Below are 17,216 nucleotides of genomic sequence, written 5' to 3' on the forward strand. Positions count from 1 at the left end.
ATGATTCAATGTGAGGGACTTGTGAAGATTTATAAAACCAAAGATCTGGAAGTAGTGGCTTTGCAAGGTCTGAATATTTCTGTCGCCCCGGGCGAAATGATGGCCATTATCGGAAACAGCGGAAGCGGGAAATCGACACTGCTGAACATCCTAGGGGGTCTGGATCGTCCGTCTGCGGGCCAAGTGAGAGTCGGCGAATGGGATCTGCTGAAGATTACGGATGATCAATTGGTCGAATATAAACGAAGAACCGTAGGCTTTATATGGCAAAATAATGCGAGAAACTTACTCCCCTATCTGACCGCGCTTGAGAATGTGGAAATGCCGATGATGCTTGGGGGGAAATACGATAAACCGTACGCGAAGCAATTATTGGAATGGGTCGGTTTAAAGGATAGAATGTACAGCAAGCTTCAACAGCTCTCCGGGGGAGAACAGCAGCGGGTCGCTATAGCGATATCTTTAGCGAATCGACCCAACCTGCTTCTCGCCGATGAACCTACGGGTTCTGTCGATACACAAACCTCCGATATGGTTATGGAGATCTTCCGAAAGTTGAATCGTGAAATCGGAATTACGGTCGTCATTGTAACGCACGACTTGTCTTTAGCTGATAAAGTGGATCGGGTCGTAGCGATACGTGACGGATTAACCAGTACTGAATTTATAAAGCGAAATCCTAACTTAAATACGGATGGAGGTGAGGCGGGGGAATCTTGGGGAATTCCGTTGCAATCCGCGCATGAAGAGTATATTGTGGTGGATCGAGTTGGCCGGCTCCAAATCCCGCGGGATTATATGAACAAGTTAAGTATCAAAGACAAGGTGTCTATGGAATTCGATGGCGAGAAAATTGTAATTAAAGCACCAACCATTGTGGAGGGGAACCTGAAATGAATTTAAATAAGAGACTCAGGAAATCGATTGTAATTGGTTTGGCCTTAAGTCTGGTCTTACCCGTTCTGGCGGCTTGTAACAATAACAGCGAAGCCAAAGATACCGAACAACGGGTGCTTCGAATCGCGACCATGTGGGGCGGCGGCGACGATACCTGGTTAAGACAACAGTTTACCGAAATTTTTGAATATACAAATCCTAATATTGAAATCGAGTTTGTACCCGCAATTGAACAAAGCATGTATGGGTATGATCAGCCGAAGCAAGGTGAGAAGCAACCTGATCCCGTTGAGGAAATGAAGAAGAAATTAACCGGTCCTAACCCTCCGGATGTTGTCATGTTGGATTACGGACAGCTTTCCACATTCATTGATGATAATCTGCTTACACCGCTGGATCCGATGCTGACGGATGATAAATTCGATACGTCCGTGCTGGTGCCCGCTGTATATGAAGGATTGAAGAAGCTTGGCGACGATAAGCTTTACGCTCTTGCGCCTACATTTTCCTCATCCGCCTTGTTCTATAATAAAGCTATGTTTCAAGAAGCCGGTGTGGAACTCCCCAAGGATGGTTTGACGTGGGACGATGTATTTAATCTGGCCCGGCAGTTAAAATCAGGCGAAGGCGAGAACGCCAAATATGGTTTCTCCTTTAACAGCTACAGCGGCTCGGACCCATTCTATGATACAATACAATACTCCGCTCCGCTGCAGTTATCGATGTTTGATGACAAGGGAGAAAAGATGACGGTAGATACCGACAAATGGGAGCAAGTGTGGTCCACGATCGTTGGAATCAACAACGAAAAGTTGCTTCCTGTTATGGATGATCCTAGCAAGCCAAGGCCGATGGAAAAAGCGGGAAGCTATAACCCGTTTCAAGGCGACAACTTCTTATCCGGCAAGGTAGGGATGACAATCGCTCATTATGGTTATATTAACCAACTTATTGATGCCAACAAGAATGCTGAGAAAGTTGAAGGTTTCAAACCCGTGGATTGGGATGTAGTTACCGTTCCTGTTCATCCGGAGGCGCCGGGAATCGGAGGAAACATATGGATGAACGGTGTTATGGGAATCAACGCCAAGGCACAGAACTTGAAGGATGCCTGGGCGTTCATTAAGTTTATCAACAGCGAAGATTGGGCGCGTTTGAAATCCCGCAGCAGCTATGATCTGGTATCACATGTTAAATATAATAAGCCCAAAGAAGGTCTGCAGTATAACATTGAGGCATTCTACAAGCTGTCACCCATACCGAATCAGGATAATATGAGCAAGCTATACCAGAAGATGCCAAACCTGCACCGTGTTCAGGAACTCGGCCGGACCAAGTTTCAAGAGGTGTTAAAAGGGAAGAAGAAAGTCCGTGAAGCCCTTAAGGAATGGGATACGGAAGGGAACGCTCTGCTGGCTGAAATTAAGAAAAATCCGAACGGTCCCATGGAAGGCGGGGTAGGCGGAGAAGTTTATACGAAGTAACGGGTGAAGAGGGAAGCGCTGTTTGCAGCGCTTCTTTTCTGATTTCTGAAGGGAATATAAGCATTATTTTAATGGAAAATGGGGTAATCTATGGGTACAAACCACATCGAGATGAACACTGACATGCAAAGGAGCAGAAATTTGTTATGATGGCATGGGTATATTGGGGCAGATTATATGACACTAAATTCCAAGCAGGTTGTTTGGCTAAACGGATGGAGAATGATTGGTGGATTTATGGATACGAATGTCCGCGGGAGATTGAAGTGTTCCGCTCAAGAAAAGGTCGGTTCGGGGTGCGGTATACGCATTGAACCATCAAATACCTTATAAAAAAAGATTGACTCACAGGGCCCTTCTGGTGTATATTAGTTTTTGTCGCTGTCCGCATCAAGGGCCCTTAGCTCAGTTGGTTAGAGCGGTCGGCTCATAACCGATTGGTCGGGGGTTCGAGTCCCTCAGGGCCCATCTTATATCATGAACATGCGACACCTGAATACATACAAGTAAAGCCCGTGGAATTAGTCATTCCACGGGCTTTCTGCATTCCTATCCTGTATAATACCCATAAATAAGAAATGTCGGAGGGATATGATGAATAGTTCTTTTCAGATTGAAGTGGGTTCAGAACGGATCATTCGAGGCAATCTGCTCCTAGCGGAGGTAAATCCATCCCCAATCACCTTGATCATTTGCCATGGATATAAAGGGTACAAAGATTGGGGTTTCTTTCCTTATGCAGCTGGTTCATTCGCAAAACATGTCAATGTAATCATTTTTAATTTTTCACATAATGGGGTGGGGGCTTTAGGAGATTCATTTGATGAGTTAGAGAAATTCGCGCGTAATACGTATGCTCGTGAATTAGAAGATCTGGATGTGTTGATTAAGAGCCTTAGGAAAGAGAAAGATCCCCTATTTTCAGGGCTGGGTAACTCTCGTATTTATTTATTGGGACATAGCCGCGGCGGTGCGGTTGCCTTGCTCTATGGATTGGATCAACCCGAGGAAATCAGCGGAATTGTAACTTGGAACGGTGTTACTGAGCCTGAGGGGATTTTCACGAAACAGCAGGTGGAACAGATGCGCCAAGAAGGCAGAAGCTATGTTGAGAATGCCAGAACGAAGCAGCAGATGCCGTTAGATGTTGAAATTATTGAAGATCTAGACTTGAACAAGGAGCGATACAACCTCATTCAGCGAAGTAAAGGATTAGAGATTGCCGTCCTAGCCATTCAAGGGGATGAGGACTTTGAGCGGCTAAAGCGCGGTAGAAAGGATTTACTCAACAACCAGCCCGCAATTAGACAATTGACTGTAGCCGGCGGGAATCACACGTTCGGTACCGTACATCCGTTTCGAGGCACGACGGAAGCTTTGGAAACGGCTATTGCTGAAACGGTGGCCTTCATGGTTCAACCGAACACGGATAAGGTATAAATGCTGTAGTGATGTTTAGGAGGCTTGTCCGTGAACGCGTATTCGCAGGGAAATATATATTCTTTTCAGACCTTGTTCCAACAGTCGCCAATGGGACTAGCGATTGTCTCGTTAGAAGACTGGCATATGTTCCAAATCAATCAAGCATTATGTTCTATGATTGGTTATTCAAGTGACGAATTACTTCACAGTCCGTTCGCGCAATATACGTTTACAGAGGATTGGACTGAGACAATACAAAATAGATTGACAAACTCCGTCTTACGGCATCCGAAGAACCCGTTGGAGCATGAAGTTCGGCTTATTCACAAAGATGGCCATATCATTTGGATCTGTCTGCATGTTTCGTTGCTGGCTGACCCGGATGAGAACACTTCCAATGCAAACCAGTTAATTTTGCACATGGAGAATATTACGGATAAGAAAATGATTGAGAATCGTTTACCTGATAATGCTGACCTGAACACCCTTTTCCATTACAATGTTCAGGATATTATATCTTACAGCTCACCGGACGGGACGATCTTATATGTCTCACCTTCCGTGAAGAAGGCGTTGGGTTATGAGCCCCATGAACTTATTGGCAAAAATCGCAAACAATTTTATCATCCCGAACACGTTTCCACGATGATTGATAAAAAAACTTTGTTTTCTGAACAAGGTGAAATGTTTGTTCGTAAAGTACGTCACAAAGACGGTCATTATCTGTGGATTGAAACTAAATTTCAAATCATTAGAGATCGTGCAGGGCGAATTGATAAAGTGCTGACGATCGCAAGGGATGTCACCGAGCGAATCAAGTACGAGAAAACGTTATCCGAAGCGCAGCGTATTGCCCAAATCGGATCTTGGGATTGGGATCTCGTAAATTCCAAGCTTTCATTTTCCGAGGAGTTAAGACGCATTTTTGGGTATACCTTCCCCGCAGTCGTGGAACAGCCTGATTTATTTATGCGCAGCATTCTCCCCGAGGATTTGGAATATGTAAGCAATAGTATTTCTGAAACATTATTACATGGGAAAAGCTCTAGCTTAATCTACCGGATTGTATTGCCCGATTCTAGCATAAAATTCATTCAAGGGCATTGGCAAGTGACCCAGAACGAACTTGGTGAAGCTATTTATGTCGTTGGTCTAGTGCAAGATATTACAGAGCGTATTTTAATGGAAGATAAACTTCGAGAGAGAGAACAGAATTACAGATTAATTTCTGAATATTCCATGGACTTCATATCCCGACATAAAGTCGATGAAATGGCAACATTTCTGTTTGCTTCTCCGGTATGCCAAACGATGCTCGGTTATGAACCCGCGGAAATGATCGGTACGAGCGGATTAGGTTATATTCATCCGGATGACGTGGAAAGCGTCAAGCTGTTTCTGGATGAAACCTTCTTAGGTAAAGGTGCAGAGTCAGTTACATTCCGTTTCCGAAGGAAAAGCGGGGAATACCTGTGGTTTGAAACCACTTGCAGATACACATTTGATGAACTAGGTTCGGTACAGGAAATTATGGCAATTTCCAGGGACATCACAGAACGGAAAATTTATGTGGAAGAAATCGAGAAGATGAGTTACCAGCATACACTTATATTAAACTCGGTCTCCGAAGGCATATTCGGCGTTGCTCCGAACGGTCAGGGAATGTTTATAAATCCAGCAGGAGCCGCGATGCTGGGATATAAGCCCGCGGAACTCATTGATACCCACAAACTGGCGTCTATCCAACAGACGAGATCTGACGGATCTCAATATAAAGATGGAGATTCCAGAATTCAACGTGCCGTCAGAGATGGACTATTTCTTGAGAAAAGCGAGGCCGTATTCTGGCGTAAGGACGGCTCCAGCTTTCTCGTTAAATATCAAGTTACCCCTATATTTGACAAAGGAATCCGTAAAGGGGCTGTTATTGTATTCAGTGACATCACCACGGAGAAAGAAATTATTAAGGCTAAGGAGTCGGCTGAACAGGCGGATCGGGCGAAGTCTGAATTTCTGGCCATCATGAGCCATGAAATCAGAACACCGATGAATGGGGTCATCGGAATGACGGGTCTGCTGGCGGAAACCCAGTTGTCTGAAGAACAACAAAGTTATATAGGTATTATTCAGGAAAGCGGTGACGCGTTACTTCACATTTTGAACGAGATTCTGGATTTCAGCAAAATTGAAGCAGGCAAAATGACGCTTACACACGAACCTATAGAACTGTACACTTTACTTTACAGTGTCACGGAACTATTTGCCCCTAAAGCGGCAGATAAGGGTTTAAGCATTCATTACGAAATGGATAAGGAAATTCCGCCGATCATCATGGGCGATCCTTCCAGACTTCGACAAGTACTTGTGAACTTGGTCGGTAACGCTATTAAATTTACAGACAAAGGCTATATTTCGATAAGGGTAAACCGGACTGTATCGGTGGACCCAAGTCGTATCGCTATTCAATTCATTGTGAAAGATACAGGAATCGGCATTCCAAGTGACAAGAAGGACTTGCTGTTTCATTCCTTCTCCCAACTTCATCCGGCCATCAATCGTAAATATGGAGGGACGGGGCTGGGCCTTGCTATTTGCAAAAAGCTTGTTGAGCTCATGGGAGGCACAATCGGAGTGGAAAGCGTGGAAGGCGAAGGATCAGAGTTTTACTTTACACTTAGCAGTAAACTCTGGGAGAATTTAAACTATGCTGAGACGAATCCAATTTCTAAAGAAATGTTGCCTTCACCGGCTGAGATCTCTCATAGCTCAGGGAAGTTTGGTCCGCTCCAAATCCTGTTAGCAGAGGACCACCCTGTAAATCGCAAGCTTTTTGTGGCCATCCTTAAGCGGTTGGGATACATGACAGACGTTGTGGTTAACGGTGCCGAAGCCGTGGAGGCTGCATTGAATAAACAGTATGACCTAATATTTATGGATATCCAAATGCCTGTCATGGATGGATTGGAAGCGACTGCTAATATTAAAAAGCAGTTTCCTGTAGGGAGCCTGCCGACTATATGCGCGGTCACGGCTTTCGCCCAAGAAGAAGATCGACAGATGTGTTTGAAGGCCGGTATGAAAGAGTTTATAAGCAAACCAGTTAAGTTTAATGAAGTGGAGCGAGTCTTGAAGGTCTGTGCACAACATTTGCAATAATAAAGAAGCCCGGCATGGGTATATGCCGGGCTTCTCATTTGAGACTATGGCGTAGTTCGAAACGGTCTTAGAAAAATCTTTGGAATGTCCGTGTCAAACCGCATTAATTTACCGGTAGTAGGGTGTGTGAACGAAAGGATGCGAGCATGTAACCCAAGGCGGCCCAACTCTTTCGTTTTGGCTCCATACTTCTTATCGCCGCTTATGGGATGCCCGATATCTTGCATGTGCACGCGGATTTGATTTTTTCGGCCTGTTTCGAGATGAACTTCGAGTAAAGTATATTGTTTGTTATACTGCAATCTTTTGTAATGAGTTACGGCATGCTGTCCGTCGTTTGGGTATGGGCTTGAAAACATTTTCAGTGTTTTGCTCTCTTTAAGCCATGAAGTTATGGTTCCCTCTGTTTTATGTACCAATCCCTCAACCAATGCCACATAGGATCTCTCTTCTACTGTCTCTTTCCAGGTTTCCTGCAGCCGGTGTTTGACTTCTTCACTTTTTGCAAACAACATGACGCCGGAGGTATCCCGGTCCAGACGATGAACAACGTAAATTCGATTGGAGGGATTTTTGCTTTTAACATAGTCTGTTAATTGCCGATAGGCAGTAACTTCCGTTTCCTTATCCGAAGCAATTGACAAAAGGCCATGATCTTTATGTATAACGATTAGATCTTCATCTTCATGAAGGATGTGGAGTCCTAGCAAGGGGGCCGATTCGACCATTTTCTCAGTGCTAATGGATACGATGTTTCCCGGATTTAGTTGATGGTTATAGAGTGTGACCGATTTGTTGTTTACTGATATTTGTCCCCGGGCCAGCATGGATTTAATGGAATTCCGTCCAGTTCCCGATAAAGCCTGCAACAGAAAAGTCAGTAATTCTGATGGTTCCGTGACGGTGAATTGTTTAACGTTCTTGGAAGAATGCGGTTTATTCAGTGGAGGTGTGGATTTCGGCCGGGTCTGAGAATAAGCGGGGACCTTATGATTTCTTGGTTTCTTATGCATGAACATGAATCTCCTCAGTTAAATAATAAATCAACTATACCATGCGGCTTGCAAAAAACAAACACACCTGAAGGTGTACCTCTTCTAATGTCCGGATGTAAATTTCAACCCGACAATTCCGCCAACGATGACAAGAAGAAATACGATTCGTAACGCATCGCTGGGCTCTTTCAAAAAAACCATCCCGAAAATCACCGTTCCCACAGCCCCAATGCCCGTCCAAATCGCATAAGCTGTTCCTATGGGAAGAGTACGCGCTGCAAGTGACAAGAAATAAACAGAAACCGCCATGCCGGATACCGTAATAATCGAAGGCATAAGACGGGTAAATCCTTGAGTGTATTTTAATCCAACGGCCCAAATGATCTCTAATGCTCCTGCCACCGCTAAATAAATCCAAGCCATAATGGATTCGACTCCCTTCTTTCTCGTAACCATAGGTTTTGTTCGGAGGGTTAGGAATATGAAAAGAATTAATATGTAACTGAACCATGATTATCCAAATACATAACATTCTCCATCATAGCTGGGATTTTATATCCGTTAATTGCCGTGCCGGTCCTTTCGAACATTGAATATACTATAGGGCATTTCAAAAACCTATTTATGAAGGGATGCGGGCACATGAACGGTAACTTAGGTTTATTTGGCGGATTTCTTGTGGGCTTTTTGTTGATGTTTACTCCATTTTCAGCATTGTCGATTTTGGATGGAGGGGAATGGGGGCTGCAGGAGATTGTTGTGGATGTTATGAGATTGGTCGGCCTGGTTGCTGCAGTATATTTCGGTTTTAAAGTCATGAAATCAGAGTGGAAATCCAGTAGATAATCTTAATAAATACCTCTTACATGTGAATGTACAGAAAATAAGAGTTAAAAGCCCCATAATTGGGGCTTTTAACTCTTACTATACTAACAACCTATTATGATCTGAACAGGGTTCGAACCTGTGACCCCCACCCTGTCAAGATGGTGCTCTCCCAGCTGAGCTATCAGATCTAATCCAATTGAAGATAAAATATATAATATCAACTCTCACGTTCGAAGTCAATCTATTTAAAAAACATGAGACTAAAGTCACAAAAAGACATATACTATATTAAATTAGTGTCATATCTTGGTTGTTTCAATTATAATAGATATACTCTATGGAAAAAGTAGGTATTTTAGACTATGACAACTTTAGATTTACTCATTCGTAAAGTATCAAAAATCGTTATATTTTCAAATCCTATCTCAACAGGGAATTTATTAGAGCAACGTCCCGGTGATCCCAGATTGCCTATGAAAGCTTACTTTGTCATATTAAAACCGAGTACAGACGGCTCAGAAAAGTTTCATGAACTATGGCTGAAGCAGGATGGACAGTTTGCTGTAACCGAAATCGGATATGAAACACAGGTCCGTTTTACACGTAAGGTCATACAGTCCGAAATTAAATCTTCGGATGTAACAGAACAGTTCAGCCGCTTTGAAATTGAAGAACGATTCAGCAACGTGCTACAGAAGCATAATCATAAACGATGATATAAGGGCGGCATGCATATGGCTTTTTACATAGCTTATAAAGATACGGTGCTTGGATCAGGCATGACCAAAAAACGAGCGGAGATTAAACTGCGGGAGTTGGAAGTGTCATTCGCAGGTTTACATATCATTGAACTCAGTGATAAAGCTTTGAATCGCACAAAAGGTACAAACACGAAACCGTTCAAGGAACATTCCTGAAACTGCCGTTATTTTCAAAGCATAGAACGCCTTCCAGCTTCCGATGCTAATCCTGAGGTGATTCTGATGAATCGAGGATTAATTGCGGCACTGTCCGCTGTAGCCACCGCCCAACTGCTCAAAATTCCAATTCGATACGCCAGAACCGGCCATCTTCACTTAAGTCAGATTGCGACAACAGGGGGGATGCCTAGTTCCCATTCGGCTGGTGTCTGCGCGTTGATCACGTATATTGGCCTGAAGCGAGGTGTCAAAAGTGTCGATTTTGCCTTGAGCAGTTTATTCGGGGTGATTGTCATGTATGATGCTATGGGTATACGAAGGCACGCGGGAGAAATCGCGGTAGAAGTGAACGAAATGGATATTCAGCTTGAAAGGCTTGCCAAAGAACATCCAGGCATATATCATAAACGGAGAGAACAAGAGCTTAAGGAAATGCTGGGACATTTGCCTGAAGAAGTGGCCGCAGGCGCGGTTGTCGGCGCTGCAATCGGAGCATTGACCTACGCGTTGAATTAACCGTAAGGGGTGCCTGAACAATTGAATACGATTTTTGCCGAAACACAAGCTCAACTTAATGATTGTCTGTACGTTCGCACCGAAGTTTTTGTCAAAGAACAAGAAGTGCCAATGGATTTGGAAGTAGACGAATTTGATGTGTTTCCCTTGAATTGTAACCATGTGTTAATCAAGGACGGGGAACAACCGATCGGAGCCGCGAGACTTCGGGGATATGAGGGCGGTGCGGCTAAATATCAGCGAATCGCGGTTCTGAAAGAGTATCGTGGTAAAGGAATCGGTAATCTTTTACTTGAATCTATGGAGCAACGAGCACAGCAAGAGGGATATCGTTCCGCGGTTCTTGATGCACAAGTCCAAGCGATCCCTTTCTACGAAAAGGCAGGGTTTCATGTAGTTTCCGAGGAAACCTTTTTGGATGCGGGCATTCCCCACGTACGAATGAAGAAAATATTTATTTAAAAAAGACCTCTTTCGAGGTCTTTTTTATTATTTTAGAAAAGTGGAAGTTGATCTAGATTGTTAGCTTTTGTTCCATCCGGATTACTTCGCAAATGATCATCGCCATCTTTTCCTTTAATTACGCTTACATTATTGATCTGTTCCGCTTTGGCCATCAACTGTGCTTCCTTGTAGTCTACCTCGCGTCCGGTCGCAAACTTGAATGCAATGATGTCACCCTCATCATTCTTACGAACAGCAACAACTTCTTCCCGTTCAGCTGAGTTCATGATCTCACTCCCTTCCAAGAAAGGTTCCCCCAAAGCGACTCCGGTCATACATGTTATATATATTCAGCTTTCTACATTTTCAATTACAATGGTCTTGTGTTGTCGAATAAATCGCATTTCGCCCGTTTTCCCTTCGAAGTCAGGCATGTTGTCACCGTAATGCATTAAATAAATTTTACGTTGAATGTCTGTCGGCAATGTTAATAATTGATCAATCCCTGCGTGGACGACACCTGGGAGGCTCAACTGGCAGTCATGAAGTATTGTTCGGCATTTCCGTTCATGATGAACATATTCCAATAATGCTAAATCAAACTGCAAATCTGCACTATAAAACGTATGCTCACCTATAAACAATGAATAGGATAGCTTGCCGGGAATATGCTCGGTTTGAGTATACTCAATCGTTAACCCCTCTGTTACCGCGAAAGGTTCCCGTTCCTTAACTGGATAAACTTCAAAATAACAATCCAAGGATTGAATCCCTTCTTGTTCAAGTCCTGCCCTAAGGGAGTTCTCCCACAATGGATGTAGTAACGCTTCAGGAACAATAATCTTGGGCTTACGTTCATAAAGAAATTTCATCTGAAATGCAAATTCTTCAAGACCACCGATATGATCAGCGTGTAAATGTGTAACAATCACCGCATCGATTTCACCGAACGATTTCCCCATCTTGTGAAGTGCCGCGGGCGCTGTAATCCCACAATCAATCATGATCGTTGCGTCATTTACATATAGAAGAGCATTATTATTAAAATAATTTTTGGCAAAAGCACTGCCGGTGCCCATCATTTCAAGTGTTATTCCCATGATTTCCTCCTTTGGTTCGTATCACTTAATTTAACATTTCTTGTGGAGAAATAAAAGAATATCCAACGCGTTGTGAACAGACAAATTAGGCGTCAGCGGAGGACCTACGCCATCCGGAACACATATCATAGTTAAGGAACTAGGCTGGAGGGATGGTCGTGGTAAAAGGAAAAGGGAAAGCGGCGAAGAAGAAGGAAATGCCTGCAGGGGATAAAAGTATCCACAATATGAGAGTCGTCGGTTCGGACACATGCGCGGTTTGTAAAACACAATGCGCCCGGGGACTGAAATACCTTGCCCGGATGAGTGAACCGGGAGTTGTGGGAAAAGGAGTGCCCTGTATATTAACGAAAGGCAGAGCTTACAAATAATAAAAAAAGAATGGATTCTATTGCGAATCCATTCTTCAGATCATTGTCTTATCCTTCATTACTTTAAGTATGAGTCCATCCAGCTTCTGACTGATTGCCAGTACCTGCGGGTGGCCAAAATTGTACTTATACTTCTCTGCAGTATTTTCTAGAAGCTTCTTGAGTTGGTCGATTTCGCAGGATAATTCGGGCTGACTAGTCATTCGTAATCTTCCTTTATTTCCAAGAATTATAATAATAATTGTAACACGTCATGACACTTCCGAAAACAGAAATTTAGGTGGGTTAATTTATATTTACAAAGATTTATTAGATATGGTAATATTAAAAATTTTGTCGATGATTGTTATTCTTTGGTAATATTTTGTTAATTATCGTTAACCTTATGTTGTTCATAGTTTAGCGCAACTCTTTACCTCCAAAGGAGTATAACATAGCAGAAGAACAACTACTTGGAGGTAGGCTCATGAAGTTCAGACGGATTATAACCCTCACTCTTGCACTTTCCATGTTCGGCACGGTTTCTGTTTTTGCCGACTCCATCGGCCAACAGATTCGTGTCATAATTAACAACAGAGAAGCCTCGGATCCAGGTCTTATCGTAGACGGAAAGACGATGTTATCCTTGCGTGAGATGGCCGAATCTTTGCATGCGTTAATCGCATGGAACGAAGAAGCTAAGAAAGTGCAAATCATCAAACCTAATGTTCATATGTTTCTAATTGATGCCGAGAAAGATAAGATTTTTAATGAGGTTGAGCGGGGAAAGGCGGATTTTATTTTTATTGCGCAGACGGACAATCTTTTGGCAGATGTGTATTCCTTCAGGGTTACCATAACGGATCCTTATGGCAAGGTAACGGATATCGTGCCGGAAACTATATTTACCGATCAGAAAGATACGTATAATACACGTTCCAAGGAAATGAGTTATGATTTCAGATTTACAGGCAAGTATACGATTGATTACCAAATGAAGCTGACACGCAACCATGACTATCAAACGGTTTCCCAGAAAGTGATCACGTCCCGATCTCTTAAGTAGGAGTTGATATTCGAAGCTTCGGAGGAAATTGACCGACGATGCCCAATAATGGTACGATACGCTGTGTTACATATTAAATTTCGAAAAGAGGCTGTTTAATGAGCGAACACGTACACGATGAAAATTGCAACCACGACCATGAGGATCAAGTCTTCATCATTACAGATGCGGACGGAAACGAACATGAGATGGTGATGGTATATACGTTTGAATCTGAGGAGCAAGTTTATGCGGTGCTTTTGGACAAGAATAACCCGGAAGAAGACGGCGTGATCTTCAGAATCGAAGAAGAAGGCGAAGAGGCTTTCCTGGAAAGTATTGAAGATGAAGATGAGTGGAATCGTGTTGTAGCTGTCTACAATCAGATTGCTGCTGAAGAATCCGAGAACGTTTAGTCGTTATCAGAATAAAAAAAAGCTAGCCGATTACGCGGCTAGCTTTTTTTTGGTTTATGGCCCAATGTGGTTAAAGCTGGGTCTGTTGAGTTATTTGCGTGAATTAAAATACATAATTCTTTCATTGAACAAGGTAAGACGAGCGGAAAGCCTCTTGGCAAGAAATTTACACAGTTCGTTAGCCTTCGCTTTATCGCCATGGGTAGCATCATCGGGCAGTACCACCTGGATATGAGATTTCAATACATCCGTGCCTTCTTCAAGTTCTGTTCCAATCCCAAACAAGATGTAGCGATAGGCCAGGGTTTTGCCCTTCAGATAGAACCATAAACCTTCGCCTTCCGGCTTGGATTCAATCGTGTAGGGAAAAGCGGATTCCGCATAATCCCAACCAAGTTGTTGGCCGGTCAGAGCAGCCTGTTCCCTATAGTAAAGCAGGTGAGATCTAATTTCGTCCAGCGTAATGGTCTCGATTGCTGAACCGTCTGCCAATGTGATAAACGCGCTTTGTCCCATGCTTACACCTCATCCCATGAATAGTGTTTCATGTAACTGTTCGACCATTAGCCAATAATTGCGCCCGGCTCCGAAATAACCTTGATGTTCTGAATGCTGCGATCTTCCGGTCCTTTAACGGGTAGTCCCACCTGTACATGCTCCATAATATAGTCGATATTCTCTTGGGAGATGACTTCACCGGGCAAAAGAATGGGAATGCCTGGCGGGTACACGTAAATGAACTCCGCAATAATGCGGTCGGCTGATTCTGTAAATGGTATAACTTCGGTATCCCCATAGAAAGCATCCCTTGGTGTAATGGCCAGGTGAGGAATTTCCGGAACCTTGACAATCAATTCACCGGCTTCTCTAATATTATAATTGACTTTGGAAAGATGCCGTAAAGCCGTTAACAGGATATCTACGGTTTCCTGCGTATCACCAGGTGTAATGAGTGCGAGAATGTTATACATGTCGCTTAGCTCTACTTCAATATTGTAATGCTCACGAAGAAAATTCTCGGTTTCATAGCCGGTGATCCCTAAATTACGCACATGAACGCAAAGCTTGGTCGGATCCCAGTCAAACGTGGCCTCGTCACCAAGTATTTCTTCCCCGAAGGAGTAAAGTCCCGGAATCGTGTTAATCGTCTCGCGTGCATATTTCGCCAGAGAAATGGCTTGATCAGCCATTTCACGTCCGTTTAACGCCAAATTACGACGCGCCACATCCAGGGAAGCCAATAGCGGATATGAAGTGGAGGTTGTCGTCAACATACTGAAGATGGTTTGTACACGTTGCGGATTGACAAGACCTTTCTTTACGTTAAGGACCGAGCTGCCGGTCATGGAGCCGCCCAGTTTATGAACCGATGTAGCTGCCATATCGGCACCGGCTTCCATGGCGGACATAGGCAACTCCTCATGGAAATGAATGAGTACACCGTGAGCTTCATCCACAAGGACTGGAATTTTGAAAGAGTGCACGAGATCCACAATCTCTTTCAAATTCGCGCAGAAGCCGTAATACGTCGGATTAATAACAAGTAAAGCCTTGGCATCCGGGTGCTTTTCCATCGCTCTCTTGACGGAACGCAATGTGATACCATGGTCTATCCCTAAATTCTTGTCGCGTGCTGGAGACAGAAATACCGGCTTCGCGCCGCTGAAGATAATAGCGGACATCACGGATTTATGAACATTCCGCGGGATGATAATCTTGTCACCGGGTGAGCATACTGCAAGAATCATGGTCATGATCGCGCTGCTTGTCCCCTGAACCGAAAAGTAAGTATAATCGGCTCCGAACGCGTCAGCGGCCAGTTGCTGTGCCTCTTCAATAACGCCTGTAGGCTGGTGCAGATCATCTAAAGGAGCTATATTAATGAGATCAATGGACAATACATTATCCCCTACAAAGCTTCTGAATTCTTGATCCATCCCGGCGCCTTTCTTATGTCCCGGAATATGAAATTGTACCGGATTGCTCGCCGCATGATTAACCAGCGCGGTGAACAGGGGTGTCTGGCGGTGGTCCATCCAACATCCCTTCCTTTCATAATATACTGTTGTTACTATAACAAATATAAAGGGGAATGCAAGGAGTTTTTCCCTTGAATGCCACTGGATCATGAAGCACACAAAGCCTCAGGTAAAGGTTCTTCAATTGTTCATTTTATTGCACAAAAAAGTTGTGATACGATAGGGTCATTACTCAGTATATCGCGTTCTACAGTCAAGAGAGGAAGATACATAATGAGAAAACAGCTGACAATTATCGGCTTTACGCTGTTTACGATTTTCATCGGCTTCGGAATCGTGATTCCGTTGCTTCCCGTCATGGTTCAGGAAACCGGGGCTCCTGAGTACCATTTCAACATCATGCTGGCGGCATATTCCGCCGTTTCATTTGTAGTGTCGCCATTCTGGGGAGCATTATCCGACAGAATCGGCAGGAAACCGGTATTAATCGCGGGAGTATTGGGTTTCAGCGCCAGTTTTTTATTGTTTGGTTTGTCATCAGGTAACCTGGGTTTGATGTACTTCTCGCGAATTCTAGGAGGATTATTCTCAGGGGCTACCACGGCCTGCGCGGTCGCGTATGTTGCGGACATAACTAACGAAGATAACCGCACGAAAGGGATGGGAGTTGTCGGCATGTCCATCGGCTTGGGATTTATTTTCGGGCCGGCGATCGGGGGGATATTGAGTCGGTTCGGTCACAGTGTTCCTTTCTTTACCGCTTCGGTTATCTCTTTAATAACAGCTGTATTTATCGTAAGGGTATTAAAGGAGTCCCTTGCTGTGGATCAGAGAACTCCTTCAGGTAAAAGCGGATCCCGTTGGGCGGCATTCACGGGCAGCGTTAAATATTTATACATTTTGTTGTTTCTTGTTACATTTACTCTGGCCGGTTTGGAAGGTACACTTCAATTTTTTCAGATGCAGGCTTTTGGAGCTACGCCGGAGGATGTCGGTTATATGTTTCTGGCCAGCGGGATTGTAGGTGCCTTAATTCAAGGAGGCTTTGTGCGGAGGTATATTAAAAAAGGGGACGAGCCTAAGTATATTCGCATCGGCTTTCTGTTACAGGGGCTTGGCTTTATTCTTCTGATCTTCTCAGACAGTCTAGTTACAGCCATGATCTACTTATCGGTGTTCGGCGCCGGAAATGCGCTGTTACGGCCTTGTTTGACTTCTTTGATTACCCAAAAGACAACGGTCGGCCAGGGTGCGGCATCAGGGCTGAGCTCGTCCATGGACAGCCTCGGACGTGTCGGGGGTCCGCTTTTGGCAGCATTATTGTACGGGATGAGCGTGGAGCTTCCGTTTTATGTCAGCGCGGTCGTCTGTGTTGCGGCCTTATTCCTTGTCAGCCTCTATGTAATTCGAAGCAAGGACTTAAAGTCCTATTCGAATAGGTAATTTGTTTAGGTTATGAATAATCATGAAGCATCTGTAATAACTATGTAAAGAAACTTAACGTACGTTCATAATTAAGAAAAGGTTATTACAATTATTTAAATTATCTGTCAATTTACCTTACACAAAAGCACAAATTTCTTCTAAGATGTATTTGATTTCTTAAAGTTTGATAGTATAATAAGTATCGAATCTTGTGCACAAGTTCTTCCAATGAAAATGTT

Annotated in this window: 21 protein-coding genes and 2 tRNA genes; 15 read left to right on the forward strand and 8 right to left on the reverse strand. The window is 43.7% G+C overall.

The window, feature by feature from the left end; genetic code table 11:
• The 6 genes from SY83_RS15205 (at position 1) to SY83_RS15225 (ending at position 6,959) form a co-directional block, all read left to right on the forward strand.
• On the forward strand, positions 1 to 897 hold the full coding sequence (locus SY83_RS15205) for an ABC transporter ATP-binding protein (RefSeq protein WP_068608010.1): 897 nt from the start codon (positions 1 to 3) through the stop codon (positions 895 to 897).
• A complete protein-coding gene (locus tag SY83_RS15210; protein WP_068608012.1) occupies positions 894 to 2,381 on the forward strand; it encodes an ABC transporter substrate-binding protein in 1,488 nt (495 codons plus the stop codon). Before SY83_RS15205 ends, SY83_RS15210 begins: the two co-directional genes overlap by 4 nt.
• 146 nt (positions 2,382 to 2,527) lie before the next feature.
• Positions 2,528 to 2,695 carry a hypothetical protein gene (locus SY83_RS23135; protein WP_157279870.1) on the forward strand — a complete coding sequence of 56 codons (168 nt, stop codon included), beginning with the start codon at positions 2,528 to 2,530 and terminating at the stop codon, positions 2,693 to 2,695.
• Between the two features lie 80 nt (positions 2,696 to 2,775).
• Positions 2,776 to 2,849, forward strand: a tRNA-Ile gene (locus tag SY83_RS15215).
• A 123-nt stretch (positions 2,850 to 2,972) separates the two neighbouring features.
• Positions 2,973 to 3,821: an alpha/beta hydrolase family protein gene (locus SY83_RS15220; RefSeq protein ID WP_157279871.1), complete on the forward strand. Its 849-nt coding sequence runs from the start codon at positions 2,973 to 2,975 to the stop codon at positions 3,819 to 3,821.
• Between the two features lie 30 nt (positions 3,822 to 3,851).
• Complete coding sequence (locus tag SY83_RS15225) at positions 3,852 to 6,959, forward strand: PAS domain-containing hybrid sensor histidine kinase/response regulator (protein ID WP_231891264.1); 3,108 nt, start codon at positions 3,852 to 3,854, stop codon at positions 6,957 to 6,959.
• Positions 6,960 to 7,003: 44 nt separating this feature from the next.
• Here SY83_RS15225 and SY83_RS15230 read toward each other — a convergent pair whose 3' ends face one another.
• Complete coding sequence (locus SY83_RS15230) at positions 7,004 to 7,972, reverse strand: RluA family pseudouridine synthase (RefSeq protein ID WP_082882561.1); 969 nt, start codon at positions 7,970 to 7,972, stop codon at positions 7,004 to 7,006.
• Between the two features lie 84 nt (positions 7,973 to 8,056).
• The gene (gene sugE / locus SY83_RS15235; protein ID WP_068608016.1) at positions 8,057 to 8,377 is read right to left on the reverse strand and encodes a quaternary ammonium compound efflux SMR transporter SugE; all 321 of its coding nucleotides are present in this window, start codon (positions 8,375 to 8,377) and stop codon (positions 8,057 to 8,059) included.
• Between the two features lie 219 nt (positions 8,378 to 8,596).
• On the opposite strand from sugE, the gene SY83_RS15240 reads away from it, so the two are divergent.
• Positions 8,597 to 8,800 carry a hypothetical protein gene (locus SY83_RS15240; RefSeq protein WP_068608018.1) on the forward strand — a complete coding sequence of 68 codons (204 nt, stop codon included), beginning with the start codon at positions 8,597 to 8,599 and terminating at the stop codon, positions 8,798 to 8,800.
• 97 nt (positions 8,801 to 8,897) lie between these two features.
• On the opposite strand, the gene SY83_RS15245 is transcribed toward SY83_RS15240, so the two are convergent.
• Positions 8,898 to 8,970: transfer RNA gene (locus SY83_RS15245), tRNA-Val, on the reverse strand.
• 174 nt (positions 8,971 to 9,144) lie between these two features.
• On the opposite strand from SY83_RS15245, the gene SY83_RS15250 reads away from it, so the two are divergent.
• From SY83_RS15250 to SY83_RS15265, 4 genes are all read left to right on the forward strand, one after another.
• Positions 9,145 to 9,498, forward strand: a complete 354-nt coding sequence (locus SY83_RS15250) for a hypothetical protein (protein ID WP_157279872.1) — start codon at positions 9,145 to 9,147, stop codon at positions 9,496 to 9,498.
• Between the two features lie 18 nt (positions 9,499 to 9,516).
• Positions 9,517 to 9,699 carry a hypothetical protein gene (locus tag SY83_RS15255; RefSeq protein ID WP_068608034.1) on the forward strand — a complete coding sequence of 61 codons (183 nt, stop codon included), beginning with the start codon at positions 9,517 to 9,519 and terminating at the stop codon, positions 9,697 to 9,699.
• Between the two features lie 66 nt (positions 9,700 to 9,765).
• Positions 9,766 to 10,218, forward strand: a complete 453-nt coding sequence (locus tag SY83_RS15260; RefSeq protein ID WP_068608037.1) for a divergent PAP2 family protein — start codon at positions 9,766 to 9,768, stop codon at positions 10,216 to 10,218.
• 21 nt (positions 10,219 to 10,239) lie between these two features.
• Positions 10,240 to 10,680: a GNAT family N-acetyltransferase gene (locus SY83_RS15265; RefSeq protein ID WP_068608040.1), complete on the forward strand. Its 441-nt coding sequence runs from the start codon at positions 10,240 to 10,242 to the stop codon at positions 10,678 to 10,680.
• A gap of 32 nt (positions 10,681 to 10,712) precedes the next feature.
• Here the strand turns inward: SY83_RS15265 and SY83_RS15270 are convergent, their stop codons facing one another.
• Positions 10,713 to 10,949: a DUF3892 domain-containing protein gene (locus tag SY83_RS15270; RefSeq protein WP_068611131.1), complete on the reverse strand. Its 237-nt coding sequence runs from the start codon at positions 10,947 to 10,949 to the stop codon at positions 10,713 to 10,715.
• A 63-nt stretch (positions 10,950 to 11,012) separates the two neighbouring features.
• Positions 11,013 to 11,762, reverse strand: a complete 750-nt coding sequence (locus tag SY83_RS15275) for an MBL fold metallo-hydrolase (protein WP_068608045.1) — start codon at positions 11,760 to 11,762, stop codon at positions 11,013 to 11,015.
• 158 nt (positions 11,763 to 11,920) lie between these two features.
• Between SY83_RS15275 and SY83_RS15280 the strand changes: the two genes are divergently transcribed.
• Positions 11,921 to 12,133, forward strand: a complete 213-nt coding sequence (locus tag SY83_RS15280; RefSeq protein ID WP_157279873.1) for a hypothetical protein — start codon at positions 11,921 to 11,923, stop codon at positions 12,131 to 12,133.
• Between the two features lie 35 nt (positions 12,134 to 12,168).
• Here SY83_RS15280 and SY83_RS22825 read toward each other — a convergent pair whose 3' ends face one another.
• Positions 12,169 to 12,336: an aspartyl-phosphate phosphatase Spo0E family protein gene (locus SY83_RS22825; RefSeq protein ID WP_082882562.1), complete on the reverse strand. Its 168-nt coding sequence runs from the start codon at positions 12,334 to 12,336 to the stop codon at positions 12,169 to 12,171.
• Between the two features lie 263 nt (positions 12,337 to 12,599).
• On the opposite strand from SY83_RS22825, the gene SY83_RS15285 reads away from it, so the two are divergent.
• A complete protein-coding gene (locus SY83_RS15285) occupies positions 12,600 to 13,178 on the forward strand; it encodes a stalk domain-containing protein (RefSeq protein ID WP_068608050.1) in 579 nt (192 codons plus the stop codon).
• Positions 13,179 to 13,276: 98 nt separating this feature from the next.
• Complete coding sequence (locus SY83_RS15290; RefSeq protein WP_068608053.1) at positions 13,277 to 13,573, forward strand: DUF1292 domain-containing protein; 297 nt, start codon at positions 13,277 to 13,279, stop codon at positions 13,571 to 13,573.
• A 90-nt stretch (positions 13,574 to 13,663) separates the two neighbouring features.
• Here the strand turns inward: SY83_RS15290 and SY83_RS15295 are convergent, their stop codons facing one another.
• Positions 13,664 to 14,089 (reverse strand): DUF1885 family protein, encoded by a 426-nt coding sequence (locus tag SY83_RS15295; RefSeq protein WP_068608054.1) that lies wholly within the window; start codon positions 14,087 to 14,089, stop codon positions 13,664 to 13,666.
• A gap of 47 nt (positions 14,090 to 14,136) precedes the next feature.
• A complete protein-coding gene (locus SY83_RS15300) occupies positions 14,137 to 15,609 on the reverse strand; it encodes an aminotransferase class I/II-fold pyridoxal phosphate-dependent enzyme (protein WP_068608057.1) in 1,473 nt (490 codons plus the stop codon).
• Positions 15,610 to 15,825: 216 nt separating this feature from the next.
• Between SY83_RS15300 and SY83_RS15305 the strand changes: the two genes are divergently transcribed.
• A complete protein-coding gene (locus SY83_RS15305; protein WP_068608058.1) occupies positions 15,826 to 16,995 on the forward strand; it encodes an MFS transporter in 1,170 nt (389 codons plus the stop codon).
• The last annotated feature ends 221 nt before the right edge of the window (positions 16,996 to 17,216 follow it).

The organism is Paenibacillus swuensis, assembly GCF_001644605.1.
GTDB lineage: Bacteria > Bacillota > Bacilli > Paenibacillales > DY6 > Paenibacillus_N > Paenibacillus_N swuensis.